Here is a 22,632-nt window from a genome sequence, read left to right on the forward strand (position 1 = left end):
GAGTATCTTTTAAAGAATTAGGTAGGCAAGCTCAAGTTTCTTTAAAGTATGTGGCTTAATAAAATTTATACTCTTGGTTATAGCTAAAATATCAAGTAGATGGCCAGAAAAAGCGCTGAGAGATCGCTATTTAATAAAGAGCTGCTTAGAGAGCTAACTTTAACCTCATCATGCAATGAGCATGTGAAAAGATTGAAGCTTATGTGCCTTTGCTTGATTCCTATACCTTTCTTATTTGATAAGATCTTACTGCCCTTTAATCTTTCCATTCTTCCTTGGCTCACATCTGCTCTTTAAATAAAATTAAATAAGATAAAACCCTTTAGTCGTTCTAACTTATTTATCTATTATCATTTCAAATTGAAAAATAGACTCTTTTATCTGGATGTCTTTATATACATGAAGGGTGTTAAGGGGACAGTCTTGATCAGCTTTTACCTGAGCAATCAAAAAATTTAAATCGGCAATAATTTCTTTTAAGTGACTATAGTTCTTTGTATGATAGTAAGAGGTAAGGGGCGGATGATAAAAAGCTAGGGCAGCAAACGCATGCTGGTAGATCTGATTGAAATTTTCTGCATTAATTAGATAAACAGTCTTACTAGGATGCTTAATTTCCTGAAAAGGGGGAATGAATGAATGGGACCATAAAGGCTGATAGTCTAAGTGACCTAAACTAGCATAAAGATGAAGAGATTGCGTAAGCATGGGTAGAGGTTTAAAAGCTGCTTGCCACTCTTTTTTCTCAAAAGGCTTTCTGGACAAAGTTACATGATACAGCCAATCTTTAGGGTTATCTCGCAGGGGATAGTGATGCATATTCAGCCAATTTAAAAGTTTTTGGCGATACTCCCTTAATTCCTTAGTTTCATCATACCAATCAAATTTCCAAGCTACGACATTAGGATGGTGAAAAGGCAAAAATAGGCATTCATTAAAAACCCCTACTAGGCCTACTTTGAAGGAAGGGTGAGGAAAGGCATGTTGAAACAAATCAGAAAGAGAAATTTCTCCTACAAAAGCTAAGGTAGCATGACGCGTGTGAGGATCTAAAACACGCCCCTTAGGCAATTTTTCAGGCCAAGGAGCCTTAACTTCGAGAGCAAAAAACACACGTTTTTCATCTACTTTCTTGTTGATAATATTTACCCATCTTAAAATTTAATATAAGCAAAGCGCCTATTTGATAAGTAAAATTTCAAATATGAAGGCGATGGTTATTATTCTATCAAAAAATATAACTTTACTGCAAAGGTGAGCATTACAGGCCATCGACGTAACTTTATGCCTCCTAATTTGTGGGCAATATTGATCAACGTTAATACGATGAGAGCGGGGTATAATGTCTCTAAAATAGGAGCTAAAAAGGTAGCAATACCGGAAAATTCTCGGGTAGATACCCCGAAAGCAATAAGTAAAGTGAATAGAAGGGAAAGAGAGGAATGAATGCTTTCTCGGCAGACTTGTTGCTTGAAAAAATCAGCAAAAAGAGAGGTCAATACTACGGCAGTAGTAAAACATGCCAAGATAACAGCAGAGCAAACAATAGGGGCAGAGAAAGCTCCAAGCGTTTTTTGAGAGATAATTCCAAGGAGCATTTGAGGAGCTATTCCCTTCAAATCGGAAGCAAAAGCCGCTCCCAAGTAAACAAGTCCACAGTAAACTGCAGCAAGTAAGCCACCGCCAAGCAAGGCTGATTTTATAAAGACTTTGACAAGCTGATTATTATCAGAAGCTGCCGAAAATTGAGCGGAGAGATGCTTTATAACAAAAGTCGAAAAAAAGAAGGCAGCTAAAAGATCCATCGTTTGATAACCTTGCAAAGCTCCTTCGTGGAATGCAGGCCAGTAGTTTGGATTGAAAGGCTCGAGTAGCTGGCCATACCACATACCTGCTAAAATAATTGCTAATAAAAAAAGCAGTAAAAAAGGAGTTAAAGCAGAACCTAAGAAAGGAATAATCTGACTTTTATTGGTGGTGAGCAAAAAGAGGATGACGCAAAAAGCTAGGCTGAAAAAGATAAGAGAGCAGCCAGGGAAAAGCAGCGTAAAGCTTCCATGCGCGACTGTAATGCAACGTGCAAGTACACCAAAAGGTCCCATCAAAGATAAAGCAATAAGGGGAAACCAGAATTTTGCAAAGCTTCCCATCGTGCCTAAAAATTCATTGGTTTCCCCTTTGTATAAAAGCATAGCAAAAACGCCTAAGAAAGGAACAAGCACGCCTGTAAAAATAATGCCTAATGAGGAAATTAAATAATGGCCCTGACTTTCAATACCTACGAGTAAGGGAAAAACTAGATTTCCTGAACCAAAAAACATAGCAAATAGCGCAAAGCCAGTACTCACAAACAAAAATTTTGTATTCATTTTATTCCTATTGATAATCGAGGGTATAGGCAGAAAGCTTACCTTGCTATCTGCTCTTTAAACGATAAATATAAGTATGAAGAAAAGTATATATTTTGGCAGTTAGCTGCCAATAAGAGGAATAAAAGTTTCAGACAAAAGATAGGTAAATTTTTTCATAGAAATTAAATTAGCAAATCTCTTCAATTTCAGTCAATCACCTAATTTCTAATAGATTTGCTCAGGAAAAATTAAAACTTTTAGATAGGCTGAGCATCTAATAGTAAAGTGTTATATGAAGAGCCTTGATATCCCACATTATTATTTAAAGCAATCTTTTCTTTTTCGTTAGTCTTTTCCTTTTGGCTACCTTCATTTCGATGATAAAGATAAAAACCTACTCTTATTAATATAGGTAGAGCGACGATGGAGATAGCCGCAACAATCGGAGATAGCCCAGCAGCCATTAAATTGACAAAATCATGTGCTTGTATTGGGGTAGTCGTCCACAAAGCAGACAAAGCATATAAGAAATGCTGACTAATGGTGCTGAGAGTAGCTGTTTTAAGATATCTGCTAAGCTCAGGATGAGATTTGTTTAATGCAAGGGAAGCACTGTAACCAGCAGTGGCTGCTAAAATTGCTAAAGCCGGGCCTGCAGCTATGATTAGCACTTCAGCATTAGCGCGTCCGATATATTGCCCTATCGTTGTTAAAGATCTAACGTAGTAAGTGGTATGACCGCCATCAAAAGGAGTAATAGAAATGCTTACAAGAGGATTTTTTATTAAAATTTTTGCTGCTAAGGCATGTCCTCCCTCATGTACGATTACTTCGCGTGTATTAGCATCCACTAACTGACGAAAAGCCGTGGGGATAAGAGTGTTGATAAAACCTAACCAAGAGGTAAGTTGTGCTTTCTTTTCAAGTGCCTTCCCAGAAGTAGAATGCTTTAACTGAAATAAACGGAAGATACAGTATGCCCGTACTAACCTCAGCAATGTAGTAATAGCCAAACTGGCAATCGTAGAAAGCAGCAGCGTGGCCATACCTAATGGAGTAGCTACAAACAAGCAAGCTAATCCTGTGAAAGATAAAGCTATGGATAACTCCAGCAAGCTTTTTTTTACAATTTCTTTAATGAGGGCTGTTTTTAACGCTTGGCAGGGATTATAATTTTTTTGTATGGGCGATTGGAGCTGTTTGCGTGCGAAATTTAAATGATAGGGTTCTTTAGGAATATTTAAAATACTAGCCATAGTTGAAAAATCCTTACATCAATGAAAGCCATATAATTCGAAATACTATATATAGAAATGAAATTAAACTAAATAAAAAAACAAATTGCATTTAATAGACTGTTAATAAAATTGGTACTTGCCAAAAAAAAATTGAAATGGCATCAGGTAAGCCAACTAACAAAGAGGTACGCAATGAGAAAATATCAGCTTTTACTCCGCAGCGGAGCAATGACTTTACTATCTTTTTCTCTCTCTATGAGCATGCAAACGTTTAGCTTTGTCTTTCCTTTGACTAACTTATGCCAATTACATGCAGCTAGTGTACAGTCATTTACGGATGCAGATTTACAGCAAGAATTGCGCCACTTAAAGCTGGAGCCCCCCACCATTCCAAGCATGCCTGTAACGCGTGAGCCTTCCTCTTCTCATGAGAGCAAAAATCAGCCTGTAGCTTTCAAGTACCCTTCTCTCACCCTCGAACAGACTAAGCAGATAAACCAGGAGATAAATGTACGAGTCAAAGAGGCCGAACAGCTTATGCAAAACCAATGGAGAATCGTACAAGATAAAACAAGAATGCCTATGAGCATTGATAAAGTTCAGCTAGAAAATGCTATCACTAATTTAGAGGTAAAAAAAACGCTAGCCGCTAAATTTTTCGATTCACCCTCTCTTAAAAGTCCAAACGTACGCGCCATACTCCTACAAGTTCTCAGCAAGGATCTAATCCAAGCATCAGATTTAGCTGCTTTACAAAATGTAGTGGATAGAGAAAGGCCTTATACTTATCCTTGATTTCCTAATTTTAGAAAAGAAATTATTCTTTAAGAGAGAAAAAGAAAATTTAATGGAGGCAACATGAGGTTGGCCCTGCAAGATTGGCGCTGCTTTATAAAATCTGGGAGCCTAATCCGTCTAAATAAAGATAGCTATTTGATTGGCTGGGGAACACGTACCTGGTTAGAAGACATTGATGACTCAGCAAGCCCTTTTTTTTATTTTCCTGATTTTTTTCTTTCTTCTCCTTGCCCTTGGTTTCAACAGGAATATACAGCTATCGTCAGCCCCCATGAACTTCTAGCTGCTATGCATAAATATTCCGATAAGCCTCTGCCGCTAAGCTGGAAAAATCCTTACTTAAGTCATTTTGAAAATACTTGGAAAGAATTACATAATCATTTTTACAATAAAAAATTAAAAAAAGCTGTGCCCTATGTTTTTGAAGAGAGTTCAAGTACTATGACACCGAATAGGTTAGGAAGTTCTCTTAAGCATTTAATTAATTATGTAAAAGATCAACAGCTCTATGTCTATGGATATTGGGAGGAAACAGAAGGGATATTAGGTGCTTCTCCTGAAATATTATTCAATTATCATAATGCTTTTGAAGGCCTGATCGAAACAGTAGCTTGCGCAGGTACTAAAAGATATAGGGAATCTGACTCTACTTTCATGCAGGATTCAAAGGAATTATATGAGCATCAGATGGTTATTGAAGGCATACAAGAATCTTTATCTTCTTTAGGAGCGGTAACTATTGGAGAATTACAAATATTACAGCTTCCTAAAATTTCTCATCTTATGACTCCTATCTATTTAAAAATAAAGGGGGCTGCAGATTTTTTATCTCTTGTAAAAGCTTTACATCCTACACCTGCGTTAGGTGTTTTTCCTAAAGAAGAAGGGAAGGAATGGTTACAGTTATACAATAAAAAAATCGATCGTTGGCGTTATGGTGCACCAGTAGGCTGCCTTTTCGATAGTAAAAAACAAGCTAAATGCATTGTAGGTATCCGCAATGTTCAATGGAATAGTCAAGGGGCAAAAATTGGAGCAGGATGCGGAATCGTGCCCGCTAGCCAATGGCACCATGAATGGCAAGAAATTAATTTAAAGCTTCTTTCGATCAAAGAGATGATATCTTTATGAATATGAATATCCTTTTCACAAAAGATAATGAAGAGTTAGTGATACAAATCTTGCAAGAGCTGCTTTACAGGGGAGTTAAAGAAATATGTGTTTGCCCCGGCGGCCGCAATGTCCCTTTTATCACGGCTTTGGAGAAAACTGGGCGGTTTAAACTTTATTATTGGCCCGAAGAACGTTCAGCTGCATTTTTTGCTTTAGGGCGTAGTAAGCGTATGCATCGCCCCACAGTAGTTTTAACTACCTCCGGAACAGCAGCCGGCGAGCTTTTGCCAGCTGCTATGGAAGCTTATTATACCGGCCTCCCTTTGATTTTATTGACAGCCGATCGTCCTCGCCGTTTGCGCGGCACCGGATCGCCCCAGGCAGCTGAACAAGTAGGCTTATTTGGGCATTATGCTGTCTTTGAACAAGATATTGCCGCTGGAGAGTTGTGTACACTTCAAAAATGGAAGCAAAATGGGCCAGCCCATATTAATGTTTGCTTAGAAGAACCTCTCAATCAAAATTTTAATGCATGGAAAGAGCTAGATAATAAATGTATACCAGTGACCCCTCAAAAGGGAGACATGGAGGCTGCAAAAGCAGCTCTCGATCAATTTATCCAAACAAATCGATATCCTTTCATAGTGGTAGGCGCTTTATCTTCTCAGGCAAGACAAGCCATTGTAAAATTTTTATCGAATTATCAAGCTCCTGTTTATTTAGAAGCAACTTCTGGTCTACGAGAAAATCCTTCCTTACTTGCGCAGAGTATAACTAGAAGCGAAAACATATGGAGAGCTGCTGAAAACGCAGGCTATCCAATAGATGGGATCTTACGCATAGGGGGCATTCCCACCTTTCGTCTATGGCGTGATTTAGAAGAGCTTAAAGGTAGAATAAACGTTTGTTCTATCAGTGAATTACCTTTCACAGGTTTAAGCTGGGGCTCAAATTGCTTGGTACCTTTACACGATTTTTTTTCTATTTATAGATATAGTTATACTATAAATAAATCTTGTAGCGCATGGCTAAAAGAAGACCAACGTTATCAAAGTAAACTCTTGACATTATTGCAAGAAGAGCCTCAAGCTGAGGCTTCTCTTATCTATCATTTATCTAAGCAGATTCCCTCTTCTTCTTTAATTTACTTGGGCAATAGCCTACCCATACGAGAGTGGGACGCTTATGCCACCCGTGAGGAAAAACATGAAAATATATTTGCAAATCGCGGATTAAATGGTATTGATGGTCAGCTATCTACTTTTCTAGGAATGAGTTCCTACTCTCAGCAAAATTGGGGAATTATGGGTGATTTAACTACCCTTTATGACCTTGCAGCGCCTTGGATATTAGAACAGTTAAAAGAAATAGATCTTAATCTCATCGTCATTAATAATAGTGGAGGAAAAATTTTTGCTTCCATGTATGCAAATAAACAGATACAAAATCAACATCACCTTCGTTTTAGGTCTTTTGCTGATATGTGGAATATGCGCTATGTGCATTATACACATTTACCCGAAGCTATATCCTATGGAGGGCATCAGTTGGTTGAAATTATGCCAGACGAAACAGCAACTATGCGTTTTTGGAATTGTATAGAGAGTTTATGAATAAAATTCATGCCCTTCATGGTTTTTTAGGTCTTCCCACCGATTGGCAAAGGTTTAGCCTTCCTAATTTACATGCATATAGCCTTAGACACGCTTCTCTTGCTCCCGCTGCTGATAAACTATGGGGGTGGGCTCAGCGTTTTAACCGTTTGGTGCAGCCAAGGCATGATGATATCCTAATAGGTTATTCGTTAGGAGGAAGATTAGCATTGCATGCTTTGCTAGATAATCCTAAGCATTGGCGTGCAGGAATTGTCATTTCGGCCCATCCGGGGATCACTTCCAAAGAAGAGAAAATAAGGAGAGTAGAAGCTGATAATGCCTGGGCAGATCGTTTTGAGAATGATCCCTGGGAGGCTGTTATAAGAGCTTGGAATTGCCAAGCTGTTTTTAGGGGTAAAAGCTTTCCGATTAAACGCTCAGAACATCAGTTTTCACGTAAAAATTTACAAGATCAACTAAGATTTTTTTCCAAAGGCCATCAAGATGACCTATCAGAAGCTTTAAGAGACTTACCCATCCCTATCCTTTGGATCACTGGACAATTAGACACCAAATTTTTAGCTAAGGCTTATGAACTTACTTTTTCTCATCCTTTATCACGTGTGGAGAGCATCGCTCATGCCGGGCATCGAGCTCCGTGGGAGCAATCCCTTCTTTTTCTTAAAATTATTCAATCATTTATTCAAGAGGTTTTATCATGTCCGTAACGTCATTTCTTTGGACGTCTATTAAACAATACGTGGATATCAAACTAGAAAAAACAGAAGAGGGTATTGCTAAAATAACTATCAATCGTCCTGAGGTGCGCAATGCCTTTCGGCCCGAGACTATTATAGAAATGCAAGATGCTTTTGAAGTCTGTCGTAATGAATCTTCTATTGGTGTAGTTATATTAACAGGGGAGGGAAAAGAGGCTTTCTGTGCGGGTGGCGACCAACGTGTTAGAGGAGATGAAGGATATATTGGCGCCGATGGAGTCGCACGGCTCAATGTATTGGATTTACAAAAACAGATTCGTTCTTTACCTAAGCCTGTTGTTGCTATGGTAGCAGGTTATGCTATAGGAGGAGGGCATGTCCTACATATAGTCTGTGATTTGACTATCGCTAGTGACAACGCTCGTTTTGGGCAAGTGGGTCCACGTGTAGGCTCTTTTGATGGAGGCCTGGGGTGCAGCTATTTAGCTCGTATTGTGGGCCAAAAAAAAGCACGTGAGATTTGGTATCTTTGCCGCCAATATAGTGCACAGCAAGCCTTAGAAATGGGGTTAGTAAATTGTGTGGTTCCTTATGAAGAGCTCGAACAAGAAACTATTCGCTGGTGCCGCGAAATGCTACAGCATTCTCCTCTAGCCTTGCGCTGTTTAAAAGCGGCTCTAAATGCCGATTGTGATGGCCAAGTGGGGCTTTTAGAACTGGCGGGAAATGCTACAATGTTATATTACATGACTGAAGAGGCCCAAGAAGGAAAGAAAGCTTTTTTAGAAAAACGCCCACCTGATTTTTCTACTTTTCCTAGGCTGCCTTAAAAGAATAAAAAGTGATTTAAGCAATGAATGGTAACTTTCTTAAAAAGCCAGCTAAATGGCAAGCTTTTACTTGGGCTTCTCGCCCTAAAACCTTGATATTAAGCATGGTTCCGATCTTTGTCGGTACTATACTTGCCATTAAGTATACTTCGCATTTTAAAGGAATAGCGTTCGCTTCAGCTTTGCTAGCAGGCCTTTTCATTCAAGTGGCCGTAAATCTAATTAATGATGCTCTTGATTTTAAAAAAGGGGCTGATAACACAGCAAGATTAGGACCGGAGCGTGCCACACAAAAGGGTTGGCTGAGCTTTTATGAAGTATTATATGGTGGATATTTTTGTCTAACGCTCGCCTTTATCATAGGCATACCTATGATCGTGCAAGGCGGTATCCCTTTTTTAATTTTGCTTATCGTTGCCTCGTTACTAGCTTACGGCTATACGGGAGGACCCTTTCCCTTAGCTTATTATGGGCTAGGAGAATTGTTTGTGATAATTTTTTTTGGAATTATAGGAACCCAAGTAGGGTTTTATTTGCAAGCTGGTAGGATTGCAAAAGAAGCTCTCTTAGCTGGTTTGCAGATTGGTTTATTGGCAGCCGCTGTTAATGCTATTAATAATCTACGGGATATAGAGAGTGATGAAAAAGCAAAAAAAATAACGATGGCAGTAAAATTTGGGAAAACTTTTGCCCGTTTAGAGATCACTCTTTTAATTCTTTTGCCTTATTTTCTAAGTTTACTTTGGAGTGATCTAGGTTTTTACAAGGCGGGGCTATTGTGTTTCGTGACCTTGCCTTTAGGTTTTACTCTTATACGCTGCATTTGGTTTTATGAACCCTCTAAAATCTATAACACCTTCTTAGGAATGGCTGCTTTATTAAACCTATTATTTGGATTGTGCCTATCGGTAGGATTTTGGTTGTAATGAAAATTCAATGTTCCTTTTATGAATTAACTAGCAAGCAGCCTATTCAATCAAAAATCCTTCACTCTTTAAGGCGCGGAGCCTTGTTAAAAGTTACCTTTGAAGGGGGAATTATAGGCTATGCAGACTGCCACCCTTGGGAAGAGCTAGGCGATTTACCCTTGCAAACTCAACTGGATTTATTGCAAAGAGGAAAATGTACACGTCTTACAACCCAATCAATTTATTTTGCTCGCGCTGATGCAAAAGCGCGCGCCAATAAACGTAGCTTATTTGAAACTTGTAGAATTCCTATGAGCCATTATCTGATGGCTCATCTGGATGAGTCTAGCCTCAATAATCTTCAAAAGGCATGGGAAAAGGGCTTCACTTTTTTTAAAGTAAAATTAGGCCATAATCTTTCATTAGAAGAAGAAATCTTTGCAGAGATGGCTCATTTGTTTCCTCATGCAAAATGGCGATTAGATTTTAATGCTAAATTAACTGTAGAGCAATTTTGGGCCTTCATGGAGCGCTTACCTATTCCCAAAACCTCTATTGATTACATAGAAGATCCCTTTCCTTTTACCTATAAAGCTTGGAAAAAGGCATTTGAAACCTTTCAAGTGCCTCTAGCAGCCGATGAATTTTTTAAAAGCGCCTATGGGCAGCCTGAAGCGGCTCAGGTATTAATCATGAAGCCGGCTATACAAAGGTTGAAGCAGGTAGATATTAGGCAGCGCCTAGTAGTAACTTCTTATTTAGATCATCCTTTAGGGCAAATGAGTGCAGCATATATGGCTTCTCTTACCACCCCAGAGCCCTGCGGGCTTCTATCGCATCATATTTATCAGGATAATCCTTTTTTAGGAATGATAATCAATCAGGGTCCCTTCTTACAACCTGTAAAAGGTTATGGCCTGGGCTTTGATGAGCTTCTTGCAAGCCAACATTTTGAATAAATCTTAAAGGAGGAGCGAAAATCCGGATGGTAAGTGGCTTGTCCTAAGCTAATATGTTGATCATAATATTTGCCTGTGGGAAGCCGAAACTGGAAAATGTATGCACACTTGGGCAGGACAATACCTATGTAGCATTTTCTCCGGGCAGCAACTCGATAGCCATCTTAATCGGTGTATACGACAAGAATGTTCACTTTTGGGAAATTGTCACAGGAAGATATTTATATACTTTACCCATCGATGTTTTTTATTGTGCATCTATATCTCCCTTAAGGCAGGGCATTTTTTTGTTAATAACCACATGCTTGATTTTTTCCCCTTAGGAAAAAGCTATTTTAGCTTCCAACAAAGAGGTGATAGCAGCTCAAATAGGTGAAAAAAAAACTTATGGTCTAGAATAGAATAATAAAGTAGAGAGGCTTAGCTACAAAAAATTAAGGCAGATCATGAGCAGATGAGAAAAAAAGTAGGATAGCAATAAAATTTTCTTTCATGAAGTTTGATAAGCGAGTTCAATGACGCTCATGAGCGTGATGCAGTCATCTAAAGGCCTCTATAATTCAAAAGTGGTTATCTAATGTATAACAGTTTATTTAAACAGCAGAAGTTACCTGGAAGCTAACTTTTTTTGCTGTTCTATTAAATCGGCATGCTCAGCCTCTTTTATCTCTTTTAAAATTATTATTTTAGCCATTTTTTCCTCGTATTCTTCTTTAATTTTCAGCGGCTCTTTTATGGGCTTCTTTGCCCACCACCACAGCTTGGCATTTTCTTCTATACAAAGCTGGTTTTCAAATAATTGGTTCGTGCATTCTTCATCTAAGTCTGCAAGCTGAGAGGCGAGATGGCGAATATCTTTTAATAGATCATCAATTTGGTGGTTTAATTCCATCTTTTTTGCCTTTATAGCATCATCCTCAAACAAGCTATGCTGAGAAGCAAAAGATTGTTTAACTAATATGCTTGCTTTACTTGACTCAAAAATAAAAGTTTCCTCGCAAACATTCACCTTCTCCTCGTGAATTTCAGGGAAATCATGGCTATCAATCTCTTGAGGGGCGAGGGGGAGTGCATTGTCTCCAGCCTCTTCTGCAGCTTCATAATTGACCTCAGCTTTTTCGTGTTCAATATGTGCCAGGTTAGCATTAAAAATGGCTAGTGAAAGAATGCTCTCTTGAGGGGTAGTTAAAATAGTGATACTTTGAGGATTTATCGAAGGCTCTAGGTTTGCTACCTGTTTATTTCGCCTCGCTTCATTAAAAAAGAGGTCATCTCTCTTGTTATCAACTTCATTGTTAGCTAAGTTATCTTTATTGACATCTGAGCTGCTTTCACTGGAGGCCTTCCGGTCTAAATGATCTAAAAAGCCGATAGGTTCACTTAATTTCTCAAGCTCAGCGTTGGACTGCTCTTTTGAATAGCTCCTGTGTAATTTATACGCTTGTCTTTCTTCTTCTACGCTTAGGTTGTTGGCTTCCAAGTATTTGTTGAAAAGAACTATACAAGGCTTTTGGGGATGGCGAGCCATGTAGGCAAACCTTTCTAGATTATCTTTAATAATTAGCTTAGCTTTTCTGTAAGCTTTTGAAAATATTTCTAAAACAAAATCCATAATAGTATTCCATAAGCCTACTCTTACTTTAGATAGGGTACGGCTAACCACACGTTCTCCTAAGGTTCCATGGTTAACAATACATTTAGTCTCGTCGAGAAATATTTCTTTTTCTTTTAAGGCAATTTGAAATTTTTGATAGGAGTTAATCTTAATATACTTATCTAACATACAAAGTCTTGGGTATAATATTCGGCTAAGTTATAGGATAGAATATTTATTCTAATATATTTTATGGTTTTAAATGGATAGCATTTATTTGAGTAGTCGATAAAACAAAGATTATTCTAAGTTTTGGGCTTACTATAAAATAGCAAAAAGGCTTTCTTAATTTTTCAAGGGAGAACTAAAATGCTTCTACCAAGAAAGAGACTATTTTCCTATTTTTTTCTTGAGAAGATGGATAACAATGAGATAATACTAATTTTTCATGGTGTTAAAGCTTTCCTAATGTATTTTATAGCGATAGGGCAAAAAGCTTAAAGAAATTTAAATTTTATAATCGTTTGATAGCTAACCTATGATTAAGATCAACTGGCAGTCTGCTGAATCGCATCTATTGTTAAACCCTCGTCTTCCTGTAAGAAAACCTTCGCTCTGGGAAACAGGGGAAATGCTTATCAATAAATTTGAGAGGCATCTATGGTTAACCACCTCAGGATCTTCACAACAAAAGCTGGTGGCCCTTTCTAAAGATGCTTTATTAGCTTCTGCTCAAGCAGTTAACTATCATCTTCAGGCTACCTCAACGGACATTTGGATTAATCCTTTACCTTTGTTTCATGTGGGAGGCCTATCTATCCAAGCACGTGGGTATTTAAGCGGAGCAACAGTTTACACTTTCGCTGAAAAATGGTCAGTGCGGCATTTTTATGAAATGCTTATAGTTAAAAAAGGAACATTAACTGCTCTTGTGCCTGCACAAGTTTATGATCTAGTGGTTAGTAAATTACCAGCCCCTAAGAGCTTGCGCGCTGCTATCGTAGGAGGAGGGGCGCTACAAAGATCCTTGTATACCCAAGCACGTGAATTAGGTTGGCCCTTGTTGCCTAGCTACGGATTAACTGAATGCTCTTCTCAGGTGGCCACCGCTAGTTTGCATAGCCTTTCTACCCCTCAGCTTCCCCCCTTAGAAATACTTTCTCATGTGCAAGTCAAAATAAATGAGAAAGGGTGTTTTTGCCTTTCTAGTCCTGCTTTGTTAACTGCTTATGCCTCTCTCAAAGCAGGGGAGTGGCAGCTCATCTATCCTGTCTCAGAGGGATGGTTTGTTACTGAAGATGTAGGAGCCTTATCTCAAAATCTTTTAAAGTTAAAGGGTAGAAGAGGGGATTTCATAAAAATTGGAGGAGAGAATGTAGAAGTGGGACGCTTGGAAGAAATTTTGGAAGGAATAAAACTAGAGCAAGGCATCCATAAAGATATGGCGCTAGGAGCTATCCCAGATAAGCGGTTAGGGTATGTCATTCATTTATTTAGCACTACGCCTCTAATACAATCTGTACAAACTTTATATGATAAACGCGTACTGCCATTTGAACGTATTAGAAAAGTTCATATCGTGCAGGCTATTCCCCGTTCACCTTTAAAAAAATTATTAAGAGGGGAGTTGATTCGCCTTGCATCTCGGTCTAATTAATATAAATAACTTAAAATCCCAGGGTTTACTCAAGTGATATTTAATATTCTCTTCCTCAAAGATATATTTTCTACTTAAATCTAAAAGCCATCCCTTCTCTTTAGAAGAGAGCTATTGAAACATCCAGAGAAACTCCTTTAACTACAAAAACAGCCCCAAATTAAAATTTTATTACTTAAAAAATGCTCCCCTCATTCAAAAGGAAAATAAAGTCTTTATCAATTGCCTTACTTACTTAAAAGCATAGGAGAGTGTAAAGAAGTTAAGTTAAAAGCTTAGATTAACATTAAATTTAATCACAGGGGATGTATGCTTCTCAAAAAGAAAGTCTCTCTTTAAGCTTTTTTAGACGTTTAGAATTAGCTAAAGGTTTTTAATTACCTTTTTTAGCTACCAGAATGGTAGCGATGCCGCCCATAAGGGAAATCATAGAAGTTTGCTTAAAGCCTGCTAATTTAAGCATACTCTCTAATTCTTGAGGGGATATGAATGAACGAATGCTATTACATAAATATTCATAGGCTTTACGATTAGAAGTTACTAATTGGCCCAGGAGAGGCAAAATAGCTTTTAAATACAATTGATGTCCAGCCTTTATAAATGGTTGTGTAGGTTGCGTAAGTTCTAAAATCCCTACGATGCCACCAATATTTAGCACCCGATAAATTTCGTTAAAACATTGCTGAGGATGGGGAATGTTACGGATCCCATAGGCTAGCGTAATGCTCTCAATAGATCCCTCATCCAAAGGGATTTTTTGAGCATCGGCTTGCAAATAAGTAAGGGTATGAGGCTGAAGATTTAAATGATTCGCTCTTTCTTTAGCACAACAAAGCATTTCGGGGCAAAAATCTAATAGGTATGCCTTACAAGGTAAAGAGCGCTTTTTTAAATATTTAAAAGCAATTTCTCCCGTGCCACAGCACAGGTCTAAGTAAGTGGAAGGAAGTTGCTTTTCCATGACTGTATGAATGAGTTTTTTATTCCACAATTTATGCATTTGAAAAGAAAGTATAGCATTAGTTTTATCATATTGCTGAGCGATGCTTCCAAACATTTGCTGAAGAGACTGGGGATTATCTTTATTGTAAAGAGTCATCTTTTATTCCTCCTTTCCTACATAGCCCACAAGAGGCACTCTCCTCTGTACATTTTTCTTTTTGTAATTGCCTAGGAGTGCGGCCACAAGCCCCAGGCTTAATTTTTATTCTGCCTGTAATCCACCAGCTAATTCCTAGCAGAATGAGGGAAATTAAGACGATGACAAAAGCTATGAAGACAGTAAGCATTAAATTAGACATGCACAAACCTTGTTAAATATCTATTAGGGATAATAGAGCCTACCATGTAAAGCGTAAAGAGATAAATTAAATTTTCATCAAGTCGAGGATAAAAAAGAATAGGAAAGCCCAAATTTTTATCCTCTCTTTATCTTTAAGGCTCAGAATTTTTTACTATATCAGGCAGGTCAAAATTATAGAAAAAATGGGAAGAGGATGCCACGCTAGATAAAATGTTGCAGGCTTGCTTGATACAGCTTAAGTTTGCTGGAATATTAGATTAGGAATGTTTAGCAGCCGATGTTTTTTCTTTAGCAGGAAAAGGAGGAGGGCAAAAGATTAATTATAGATATACAAGCAAAGGAGTAATTACCTATTGATTAGCAGAGGCAAAGGGTATGGCGGTGGCTCAATATTTAAAGGAGGTACCTGAAATTTGATAGGGTAGAGAAATTAGATGATAAGCGATTTCGACTTGTGACGGGAGTAAGGTGCACCCCCTTTAATAAGATGTTACAAATTTTGCAACAAGCCGCTAATGCAAAGAAGATTAAAGGCGTGCGTAAATATAAATTAACTTGCTTTATGTACATCTGCTCGTTACTAAATCTATTTAATGCGCCAATGGTTTAATTTCAGGAAGCTCGATCTGCTGTCATGAAAAAAGCTTATCAGTTGCATGCATTACAGAGTGGCAGTTTGGACAAACTTTTAGGCAACGCACTTCATGTGAGGTAACTGCACTAGCAGCAGGTAGCAGTTGACGGCTAGCACCAGGAGGATAAGGTCGATTTTCTACTCTCGGTAATGTAATGATGAACGATTAGCATTTTGACCTGTCGATGGTGGCTTGGAACGATTCTTAGAATTTTGATTAAGCTGTTTTTCCAACTGAGCTATGGGCGCTTCAAGCTTGGTGATTACCTTTTCTCATCTATTCACCATGGCTTTTAGCTGAGCATTTTCAGCTTTTAGCTCTGCATTCTCTGTAAATAGCTACTCGTCTGAAGGTTGCATACCATTCAATATGTGATTAAGTAAATATATAGTCAATTTCTCTTCTCACTAACAAAAATTCTTAGATTTTCACTTTTTTAGCTTCCTACTAAAAGTAAATTTACATTTATTCTTTCTAAAATTGAGGTAATGATGAAGCTTTTTAGGGTAGATTAGGTCGAGCTATTCTAAAACATGAGATGTTCCCCTAGTTTTAGTCTTTCCTAGTTTTAGGCTTGCCTATAAATATTTTCTTTAATATCATAAAGATATCAACCTTAAGGAGGAGTTATATGACTGCTCGTTCGCACAGAGTAAAGGTCACCATTGACGTTTCTGAAGACGAAAGAATTTATATTAAGATGTTAGCCGCTAAGGAAAGGATGACTATTAGTGATTTTATTATGTCCTTTGTTAGACCTAATATTCCTTATGGACAACCCAATGCTGAAACTCGAAAAGCATTGTGCGATGTAGATAAAAGAAAAAATCTTACTCATTGCAAAAACTTAGAAGAATTTTGGGCAGCAATGGGAATAGATCCGCGTGCTTGAAATTGAATTTACCACAGCTATAAAGAAGGACTTAAAGAAGTATCAATATCAAAAAGATATCCTTCTTGCCCTTCATGAAGTTATTGACATATTAGCGAAACAACGTTCTCTACCCTCTAAACACCGTGATCATCATTTAAGGGGTAATTGGATAAATCATAGGGAGTGTCATGTTAAAAACGATGTCTTACTCATCTATCAAATCGATGATAATATTTTATTTTTAACTCGCTTTGGCTCTCATTCTGAGCTTTTTTAAAAAGAGTTGAGGAAGCAATAAATCATTTTTAAGCAGCGATTTTGCTGAGGGGGTTAATAACGAAATTAAACTTATTAAAAGAAAAGCTTAGGATTTGGTAAATCTTGAAAAATTTAGGATAAATAATAATAGATTTTTTTTCTTAAGATAAATTTTAGCCACGCAAATCTACGAAGAACCAAAATTCTAAAATTTCTCTTCAAATGAGCACAATAAATGAATTTGGTAGATTAGAGCTAGTTAGCCTTTTTAATGAATTTTTAAAGTATAAAATGCATGTTTTAGTGTGCAAATATGCTTTTAATCAGATGCCTAGTCTTGCCAACATGATAAATGCTAGGAATGAGGAGCGAGCTATTATAAGTGCTAGACGAAATACCACTAAGTAGTCCCTTGTGCAATCCCATACGCTTTAAGAAATATTATGCCCTTAAGTAAGAGAGGCAACTAAGGAAGCTTAAATTTTCCCTTTAAACTACAGACTTAGTTTTTTTAAAGCCTATTGTTTGATAGAATTACTGATTAAGGCGTTTGCCAGATGTTTCTATTTAAGAAAACCTTAAGAAGATATAATAGTCTAACCCTCAATTATGCTCTACGCTTTTATATTAAAAAAAGCAGTAGAGCTTTTAAGGCTTACTAAATTTCTTAAGTTTTTCAGCGTCTAAAGAGGCTTAAATGTTTAGATATAACCATTTTATATAAGCTATAGTATTCAAAAAGCTTTACGTAAGAGTCTATTGCAGAACTGGCTACAAAAAACTCTTAGGGTTAATGTTAGACTATAAAAACTTTCATTTTTTATTCGTCTTCATCCTCATCATCTTCTTCATAATCAAAATCATTATCCTCTTCTTCTTCAGCAATCTGAAGAGATTCTAATTTTATAGCAGGCTTAGCATTTTTAGATACGGGGCGTTTAGGTGCACTAGGCACATAATCTACCCAGATAGGAGAAGACCAAGCCATGTGGCCATCTTCTTGCACTACTCTAATATAATAAAAAACAAAGGGAGGTTTTTTATCTTTACTGGCCACGGTAACGGTCTCTAAAGGGGTCATATCATCAAAGGTAAAATCTAAGCTATAGCTTTCGGGATGAAAAGATTTAAGGACTTTTCCATTACGTATAATTTCCACGGATTTTAAGCGTGTAGTACCGGCAACAAATCCTGAAATATGCCTATTAATCAGTAATCCATGTTTTTGAGCAGTAGAAATCTCGCTACCCATTGGCATACCTGCTATATACAGCCCCACAATGATTCTCTCTCCTGTAGTCGCATAGCAAGAGCGTGTATAAAGAGCCTCAGCTAAAGAAGCACGCGTATGCTCGGGTGCAATAATCGCTGTTAAGCCTGGAGAATATTGAACTTGATCTCCTTCAAAGAAAGGTGCATAAATACCACGATCGTCAAGGCCTCCTGCTACGAATCCAAAGCGACAATTATTCAAAAGAGCTTTTTGGATAGAGCCTTCTGCACTTTCTTGCACTCCTACTTTCCCATGCGATTGGATGGGTCGTAGATTCCCTTCTTTCTTTAGACACTCGGAAGAACCCCAAGCATTGTAAATTTCTACTATTCTCTCATAGTCGGGCTCAAAATTTTTGAAGTTATACTCATAGCCTTTACCCATCGTGAAAGTAGGAATAGAGATAATTTCTTTAGGAGAAAAGCTTTTATAAATTTTTTTAAGGGTACTATATTTAGCATCTTTTTTACGTAAAGGTTGTTTATGGTCTTTAGTAAAAACAATTTGTCGAATGCCTTCTTCTTCAGGGATACCAGGCCACTGGGTTCCTAAAAAGGTAGTAAAACGATCATTTTCATCAAATTCCAAAAGATTTTGACTAATGAGCTTCCACATCTCATTGGATGTCTCCTCTTGACTTTCAAAGGGAGAGGCCCCAAAGAAATTCATCCCTTTATCATCTCGGAAGTGACGTAAACAATTTTCAATATTTTCTGTGGAATCAATTCTTTCCGATTCCCCATGTAAAATTCCCCAAAAAACACTTTTGTTATTATCCGCAAAACATTTAATAGGAGGAGATTGAAAGACTTGCTGCGTATAGGTATTTAAAAGTCGGATGGTGTAAATACCTGGCTCATTAAAGTAAAGATTAGGAAGGGCAATAAAACCCGTTTCAGGAACAAATAATTTCCAGTTGAGATTTTCGCGTAAGTGTTCATAGGAAAGCTCTATAAGAGTTTCGTCAGGCGCGTCGCTGGTTAAGTTTCCATATTGATCTTCAAAGCGCACAATAACATCAAAGCGTTTATTACGCGTAACATAAGAAGGAGCTACGACACGAATTGAACAGAGAGTATTTCCTTTTATATCTAAGCAGAAGACTTCTGGTTCACCATAATTTCCTTGCCCTGTTGGATCTATATAAATATGGAAGGGTCGCCTACGCTGAGAATTTGTCTGAGCCCGATTGCCCCCCTTATTAGCTTTTTTTAAATCGGTGGTACCAATCACTATAGTAAAGTTGCTACCCGCTTCTAAGGCACTGGGTAAAATAAATTCGAAATCAGGGGTAAAGTGAGCTGTTGAAGGCACTTCCTTTGCTGAAATCATTTTGCCATTTTCAAGCTCTCCATAGATAATATTTGTTATCTTTTTGATATTAGAGCTTGGAATTTGCCAATCGATATCTCGACCGTTGCTCAGCATATCAAATTTTAGACGTGTACCTTTAGGAAGAGAGGTCGCAGAAGTATAAATAAACTTCCAATTATTAACCTCTCCTGCTTGAGCAGAGGCCGGTTCACAATAGCAAATAGATCGACGCATGTTATGTTACTCCCTAAATTTCTATAGAACTATGCCATTATGGGAGATGTCTTTTTCTTTTTCAAGGGTGATGTGCACCTTGGGTTTTTTAAGTGTTTTTAAAAAAAATTGCTTTTAATAAAACATCTATTTACGCCTCCCAAGAAAAGTTAGAAGGCTATATTCCAAGTAATTATCAATATTAAAGAATATTTTTAGCTATGAATATATCTCACTAAGAGACCTACTTTTAGAACTAACACTTTATATCAATGAGCCAATCGCACGTATACGTATTTAAATTGTCTATGAATTTCTCCTTCTTTGTCATAAATTTCTTGACTCCCAAAACACTTTGGTACAATATTACGGATATTAATGAAAAAATCCGCTATTTTGTACCATGAAAAAAAAATCAAAGCTTGAATTAGCGCTTGCAGCCTTTCGGAAGGAAGGAGGAATTCTTACTATGTCGGAAGCTATTGCCATAGGTATACATCGACGGGAACTTTATACTCTTCGAGATAGAGGAGATTTAGAAATTGTTAGCAGAGGCTTATATCGATTAGTCGAAATGCCTGCCCCTTCCTTGCCGGACTTTATGCCAGTTGCTAAAAAGATTCCACGGGGGGTCATTTGTCTTATTTCTGCTCTAGCATTTCATGAGGTCACTACTCAAATTCCTCACTTCGTTTACGTTGCTTTACCAAGTCAAGCTCATAAGCCTGCCATCTCTTACCCACCCATGCGCTATTTTTGGTATACTGAAGAGCTACTAAAAACAGGAATTCAAGAACACGCGATTGATGGTTGTACATTTAAGATTTTTGATATAGAAAAAACCTTGGTTGATTGTGTGAAATTTCGCAACAAAATCGGCATGGATGTCGTTCTTGAGGCGCTAAAGATGTATTGGCACAGCAGAAAGACAAATTTAGATAAACTCTTTGAATATGCTAAATTATTTCGTGTTAAGAAGATTCTAAAGCCAATTATGGAGACGATTGTCAGTGGATAAAGCTGTTGAAAAACCTAGAAAGAATCTTGGCGAATCGATACGCCAACGATTAAAGAATCTATCAGAGCAAAGAAATCGGCCATTTGATGAAATTCTTCGTTACTATGCTATGGAACGATTTTTATACCGCCTTAGCCTTAGCCCCTATGCAGAGAAATTTTTTCTTAAAGGTGGCCTCATGCTAAAAGTCTGGGATTCAACGGATCATCGCGCCACTATGGATATCGACCTACTTGCTAAAACATCTAACCAGATTGATAATTTACAACGCATCATTACAGAAGTTTCAGAAATGGGCTGCGAGGAAGATGGGATCTCTTTTGACACGCAAAAACTCATTCTTCGCAATACACAAACTGGTGGGGATTATAACGGGGTAAGTAGTAGTTTCTCGGCAAAGTTATTCACGACAAAAATGCCTGTTCTTATTGACATTGGATTTAATGATCTCATTATCCCGAAACCTCAGCGGATTCAATATCCCACGCTTCTCGGAATGCCAAAACCAGTCTTGCTAGGCTATACTTTAGAAACTGTTATAGCTGAAAAACTAGAATCAATTGTAAAACTTGCTCTTGTGAATACTCGGATGAAAGATTTTTACGATCTCTGGACTATCTTAAGGCATCATGAAATTAAACCCGAAAAGTTAAATGTTGCCATTCGCGAAGTGTTTGCGAACCGCGAGACTCCTTTGCAGCGCCCAATAGCATTTACACGGGCATTTTATGACACCAAGGAAACTCAGCAACGTTGGAATAATTTTCTTTCTACCATGGGTAAACAGCAAGTTAAATTTGAGGATGTCATTTTGGAGCTGTCAATTTACTTAAATAATTTTTTTGAAAATTAATCAATCTTCATAAATCTATTCTTAATTGTAATAGACAGGACTTTAACTGACAGTGGTGATGAAAATAAAGGAAACGAGATTTAAAAGCCGCGAAGCTTGAAGCTCTGTTGCTTATCGAAAATGGTAGGGCTAAAGTTTAAGTGAGCGGCTCCAAGACCCACAAGGAGTATCAAACTGTCAAATCTAGCCATTCATCAAAAAGTTATCAAAAACCAAGTCAGGAGTGTTAAAGTTTGCTGAAACATTAGGAAATGTATCTTAAGGCGTGTAAGATGATGGGATATCCTATAGATAGCTTTTATAGATTTAAAGAGCTTTACGAAACTGGTGGAGAGGCAGCTCTTCAGGAGATGGCCCGCAAAAAGTCCTGCATAATAAATAGATTGGACGAGTCTATCGAAAAAGCTGTGGTTGATTTTGCTCTTCAAAAGCCTGCTTATGGACAGTTAAGAGTATGTAACGAGCTTGAAGAAACAAGGAATTTTCATTTCGCCAGGAGGTGTGCGTTCTGTTTGGCTTAAGATATAATCTTTAAAACTTTCCAAAACGCCTCAAAGCATGGTAGTTAAGGTGGCTTTAAGAAGAAATGATATTAACAGAGGACCAAATAAAGGCTTTTGAAAAAGCCAAGGAAGAAAAAGAAGCGCATGGCGAAATTGAAACTGACCATCCAGGTTATCTATTCTCCCAAGATACCTATTATGTAGGCACTATTAAAAGCGTTTAGAAGCATTTATCAACAGACCATGATCGATACTTATTCTAAGATAGCCTTCATTAAATTATATGATAGGAAAAATGCGTTGTTAGCAGCGGATATGCTTAAATGATCCGAGTCACTCCTTGATTTGAAAGGCAGGATGCTCGAATTTTGAGAGTGTTAACCGATCATGACAGAGTACTGTGATCCAAGAGAGCAGTATGAGGATGAACTTTATCTGGCCATCGAAGATATTGACCACTTATGCACGAAAGCTCGATACCCTTTAAACCAATGGAATCTGCGCAAGGTTTCATCAGACCATCCAGAACGAATTTTATGCCATAGCTTTTAGCCCAGATTCCGCAAGTTGTAACGATCCCAAAATATTATTTTTAAGTAATTTTGATAAATTGATTTTAGCCTATC

General features: G+C 37.6%; 19 protein-coding genes and 2 pseudogenes. 13 read left to right on the forward strand and 8 right to left on the reverse strand.

Features of this window, described 5'->3' with window-relative positions; genetic code table 11:
* Positions 1 to 336: 336 nt before the first annotated feature.
* From NEOC95_RS06805 to NEOC95_RS06815, 3 genes are all read right to left on the reverse strand, one after another.
* Positions 337 to 1,113: a 2'-5' RNA ligase family protein gene (locus tag NEOC95_RS06805; RefSeq protein ID WP_213152262.1), complete on the reverse strand. Its 777-nt coding sequence runs from the start codon at positions 1,111 to 1,113 to the stop codon at positions 337 to 339.
* Positions 1,114 to 1,220: 107 nt separating this feature from the next.
* Positions 1,221 to 2,369, reverse strand: coding sequence for a branched-chain amino acid transport system II carrier protein (locus NEOC95_RS06810; RefSeq protein WP_213152263.1), 1,149 nt, complete (start codon positions 2,367 to 2,369; stop codon positions 1,221 to 1,223).
* A 239-nt stretch (positions 2,370 to 2,608) separates the two neighbouring features.
* A complete protein-coding gene (locus tag NEOC95_RS06815) occupies positions 2,609 to 3,607 on the reverse strand; it encodes a hypothetical protein (RefSeq protein WP_213152264.1) in 999 nt (332 codons plus the stop codon).
* Between the two features lie 174 nt (positions 3,608 to 3,781).
* Here NEOC95_RS06815 and NEOC95_RS06820 point away from each other — a divergent pair, with 174 nt between their 5' ends.
* The 7 genes from NEOC95_RS06820 (at position 3,782) to NEOC95_RS06850 (ending at position 10,511) form a co-directional block, all read left to right on the forward strand.
* Positions 3,782 to 4,384: a hypothetical protein gene (locus tag NEOC95_RS06820; RefSeq protein ID WP_213152265.1), complete on the forward strand. Its 603-nt coding sequence runs from the start codon at positions 3,782 to 3,784 to the stop codon at positions 4,382 to 4,384.
* Between the two features lie 63 nt (positions 4,385 to 4,447).
* A complete protein-coding gene (locus tag NEOC95_RS06825) occupies positions 4,448 to 5,518 on the forward strand; it encodes a chorismate-binding protein (RefSeq protein ID WP_213152266.1) in 1,071 nt (356 codons plus the stop codon).
* Positions 5,515 to 7,113: a 2-succinyl-5-enolpyruvyl-6-hydroxy-3-cyclohexene-1-carboxylic-acid synthase gene (gene menD / locus NEOC95_RS06830; protein WP_213152267.1), complete on the forward strand. Its 1,599-nt coding sequence runs from the start codon at positions 5,515 to 5,517 to the stop codon at positions 7,111 to 7,113. The genes NEOC95_RS06825 and menD overlap by 4 nt, the downstream gene beginning before the upstream one ends.
* Positions 7,110 to 7,823, forward strand: a complete 714-nt coding sequence (locus NEOC95_RS06835; RefSeq protein WP_213152268.1) for an alpha/beta fold hydrolase — start codon at positions 7,110 to 7,112, stop codon at positions 7,821 to 7,823. Before menD ends, NEOC95_RS06835 begins: the two co-directional genes overlap by 4 nt.
* Positions 7,814 to 8,644 (forward strand): 1,4-dihydroxy-2-naphthoyl-CoA synthase, encoded by an 831-nt coding sequence (menB, locus tag NEOC95_RS06840; protein ID WP_213152269.1) that lies wholly within the window; start codon positions 7,814 to 7,816, stop codon positions 8,642 to 8,644. Before NEOC95_RS06835 ends, menB begins: the two co-directional genes overlap by 10 nt.
* Positions 8,645 to 8,667: 23 nt before the next feature.
* Positions 8,668 to 9,570, forward strand: a complete 903-nt coding sequence (gene menA / locus NEOC95_RS06845; protein WP_213152270.1) for a 1,4-dihydroxy-2-naphthoate octaprenyltransferase — start codon at positions 8,668 to 8,670, stop codon at positions 9,568 to 9,570.
* The gene (locus tag NEOC95_RS06850) at positions 9,570 to 10,511 is read left to right on the forward strand and encodes an enolase C-terminal domain-like protein (protein ID WP_213152271.1); all 942 of its coding nucleotides are present in this window, start codon (positions 9,570 to 9,572) and stop codon (positions 10,509 to 10,511) included. The genes menA and NEOC95_RS06850 overlap by 1 nt, the downstream gene beginning before the upstream one ends.
* Positions 10,512 to 11,118: 607 nt before the next feature.
* Here NEOC95_RS06850 and NEOC95_RS06855 read toward each other — a convergent pair.
* The gene (locus tag NEOC95_RS06855; protein ID WP_213152272.1) at positions 11,119 to 12,294 is read right to left on the reverse strand and encodes a hypothetical protein; all 1,176 of its coding nucleotides are present in this window, start codon (positions 12,292 to 12,294) and stop codon (positions 11,119 to 11,121) included.
* Between the two features lie 349 nt (positions 12,295 to 12,643).
* Between NEOC95_RS06855 and NEOC95_RS06860 the strand changes: the two genes are divergently transcribed.
* Positions 12,644 to 13,762, forward strand: coding sequence for an AMP-binding protein (locus NEOC95_RS06860; protein ID WP_213152273.1), 1,119 nt, complete (start codon positions 12,644 to 12,646; stop codon positions 13,760 to 13,762).
* A gap of 373 nt (positions 13,763 to 14,135) precedes the next feature.
* Here the strand turns inward: NEOC95_RS06860 and ubiE are convergent, their stop codons facing one another.
* The 3 genes and pseudogenes from ubiE to NEOC95_RS09885 all read right to left on the reverse strand — a co-directional run.
* Entirely contained in the window at positions 14,136 to 14,861 is a 726-nt protein-coding gene (ubiE, locus tag NEOC95_RS06865) for a bifunctional demethylmenaquinone methyltransferase/2-methoxy-6-polyprenyl-1,4-benzoquinol methylase UbiE (protein ID WP_213152274.1), read from the reverse strand.
* A complete protein-coding gene (locus tag NEOC95_RS06870) occupies positions 14,845 to 15,063 on the reverse strand; it encodes a hypothetical protein (RefSeq protein WP_213152275.1) in 219 nt (72 codons plus the stop codon). Before NEOC95_RS06870 ends, ubiE begins: the two co-directional genes overlap by 17 nt.
* Before the next feature lie 774 nt (positions 15,064 to 15,837).
* Positions 15,838 to 15,969: pseudogene (locus tag NEOC95_RS09885) on the reverse strand (DUF6444 domain-containing protein); the annotation flags it as partial.
* Between the two features lie 362 nt (positions 15,970 to 16,331).
* Here NEOC95_RS09885 and NEOC95_RS06875 point away from each other — a divergent pair.
* Complete coding sequence (locus tag NEOC95_RS06875; RefSeq protein WP_166155034.1) at positions 16,332 to 16,592, forward strand: hypothetical protein; 261 nt, start codon at positions 16,332 to 16,334, stop codon at positions 16,590 to 16,592.
* A complete protein-coding gene (locus tag NEOC95_RS06880) occupies positions 16,585 to 16,851 on the forward strand; it encodes a type II toxin-antitoxin system YafQ family toxin (RefSeq protein WP_213152276.1) in 267 nt (88 codons plus the stop codon). The genes NEOC95_RS06875 and NEOC95_RS06880 overlap by 8 nt, the downstream gene beginning before the upstream one ends.
* An 801-nt stretch (positions 16,852 to 17,652) precedes the next feature.
* Here NEOC95_RS06880 and NEOC95_RS06885 read toward each other — a convergent pair.
* Positions 17,653 to 19,653, reverse strand: coding sequence for a DUF3604 domain-containing protein (locus NEOC95_RS06885; RefSeq protein ID WP_213152277.1), 2,001 nt, complete (start codon positions 19,651 to 19,653; stop codon positions 17,653 to 17,655).
* Positions 19,654 to 20,035: 382 nt separating this feature from the next.
* Here NEOC95_RS06885 and NEOC95_RS06890 point away from each other — a divergent pair, with 382 nt between their 5' ends.
* The 3 genes and pseudogenes from NEOC95_RS06890 to NEOC95_RS09610 form a co-directional block, all read left to right on the forward strand.
* Complete coding sequence (locus tag NEOC95_RS06890) at positions 20,036 to 20,650, forward strand: type IV toxin-antitoxin system AbiEi family antitoxin domain-containing protein (protein ID WP_166155040.1); 615 nt, start codon at positions 20,036 to 20,038, stop codon at positions 20,648 to 20,650.
* Entirely contained in the window at positions 20,643 to 21,503 is an 861-nt protein-coding gene (locus tag NEOC95_RS06895) for a nucleotidyl transferase AbiEii/AbiGii toxin family protein (RefSeq protein ID WP_166155042.1), read from the forward strand. The genes NEOC95_RS06890 and NEOC95_RS06895 overlap by 8 nt, the downstream gene beginning before the upstream one ends.
* Positions 21,504 to 21,696: 193 nt before the next feature.
* Positions 21,697 to 22,556: pseudogene (locus NEOC95_RS09610) on the forward strand (helix-turn-helix domain-containing protein); the annotation flags it as partial.
* Positions 22,557 to 22,632 lie beyond the last annotated feature (76 nt).

The organism is Neochlamydia sp. AcF95 (genome assembly GCF_018342455.1).
Taxonomy (GTDB): domain Bacteria; phylum Chlamydiota; class Chlamydiia; order Chlamydiales; family Parachlamydiaceae; genus Neochlamydia.

Coding starts and splice junctions, on each gene's coding strand:
- NEOC95_RS06815 (WP_213152264.1), bottom strand. CDS start 3,607: ATGGCTAGTATTTTAAATATTCCTAAAGAACCCTATCATTTAAATTTC.
- NEOC95_RS06835 (WP_213152268.1), top strand. CDS start 7,110: ATGAATAAAATTCATGCCCTTCATGGTTTTTTAGGTCTTCCCACCGAT.
- NEOC95_RS06890 (WP_166155040.1), top strand. CDS start 20,036: ATGAAAAAAAAATCAAAGCTTGAATTAGCGCTTGCAGCCTTTCGGAAG.
- NEOC95_RS06870 (WP_213152275.1), bottom strand. CDS start 15,063: ATGTCTAATTTAATGCTTACTGTCTTCATAGCTTTTGTCATCGTCTTA.
- NEOC95_RS06825 (WP_213152266.1), top strand. CDS start 4,448: ATGAGGTTGGCCCTGCAAGATTGGCGCTGCTTTATAAAATCTGGGAGC.
- NEOC95_RS06885 (WP_213152277.1), bottom strand. CDS start 19,653: ATGCGTCGATCTATTTGCTATTGTGAACCGGCCTCTGCTCAAGCAGGA.
- menD (WP_213152267.1), top strand. CDS start 5,515: ATGAATATGAATATCCTTTTCACAAAAGATAATGAAGAGTTAGTGATA.
- NEOC95_RS06855 (WP_213152272.1), bottom strand. CDS start 12,294: ATGTTAGATAAGTATATTAAGATTAACTCCTATCAAAAATTTCAAATT.
- menB (WP_213152269.1), top strand. CDS start 7,814: ATGTCCGTAACGTCATTTCTTTGGACGTCTATTAAACAATACGTGGAT.
- NEOC95_RS06820 (WP_213152265.1), top strand. CDS start 3,782: ATGAGAAAATATCAGCTTTTACTCCGCAGCGGAGCAATGACTTTACTA.
- NEOC95_RS06850 (WP_213152271.1), top strand. CDS start 9,570: ATGAAAATTCAATGTTCCTTTTATGAATTAACTAGCAAGCAGCCTATT.
- menA (WP_213152270.1), top strand. CDS start 8,668: ATGAATGGTAACTTTCTTAAAAAGCCAGCTAAATGGCAAGCTTTTACT.
- NEOC95_RS06860 (WP_213152273.1), top strand. CDS start 12,644: ATGATTAAGATCAACTGGCAGTCTGCTGAATCGCATCTATTGTTAAAC.
- NEOC95_RS06810 (WP_213152263.1), bottom strand. CDS start 2,369: ATGAATACAAAATTTTTGTTTGTGAGTACTGGCTTTGCGCTATTTGCT.
- ubiE (WP_213152274.1), bottom strand. CDS start 14,861: ATGACTCTTTACAATAAAGATAATCCCCAGTCTCTTCAGCAAATGTTT.
- NEOC95_RS06875 (WP_166155034.1), top strand. CDS start 16,332: ATGACTGCTCGTTCGCACAGAGTAAAGGTCACCATTGACGTTTCTGAA.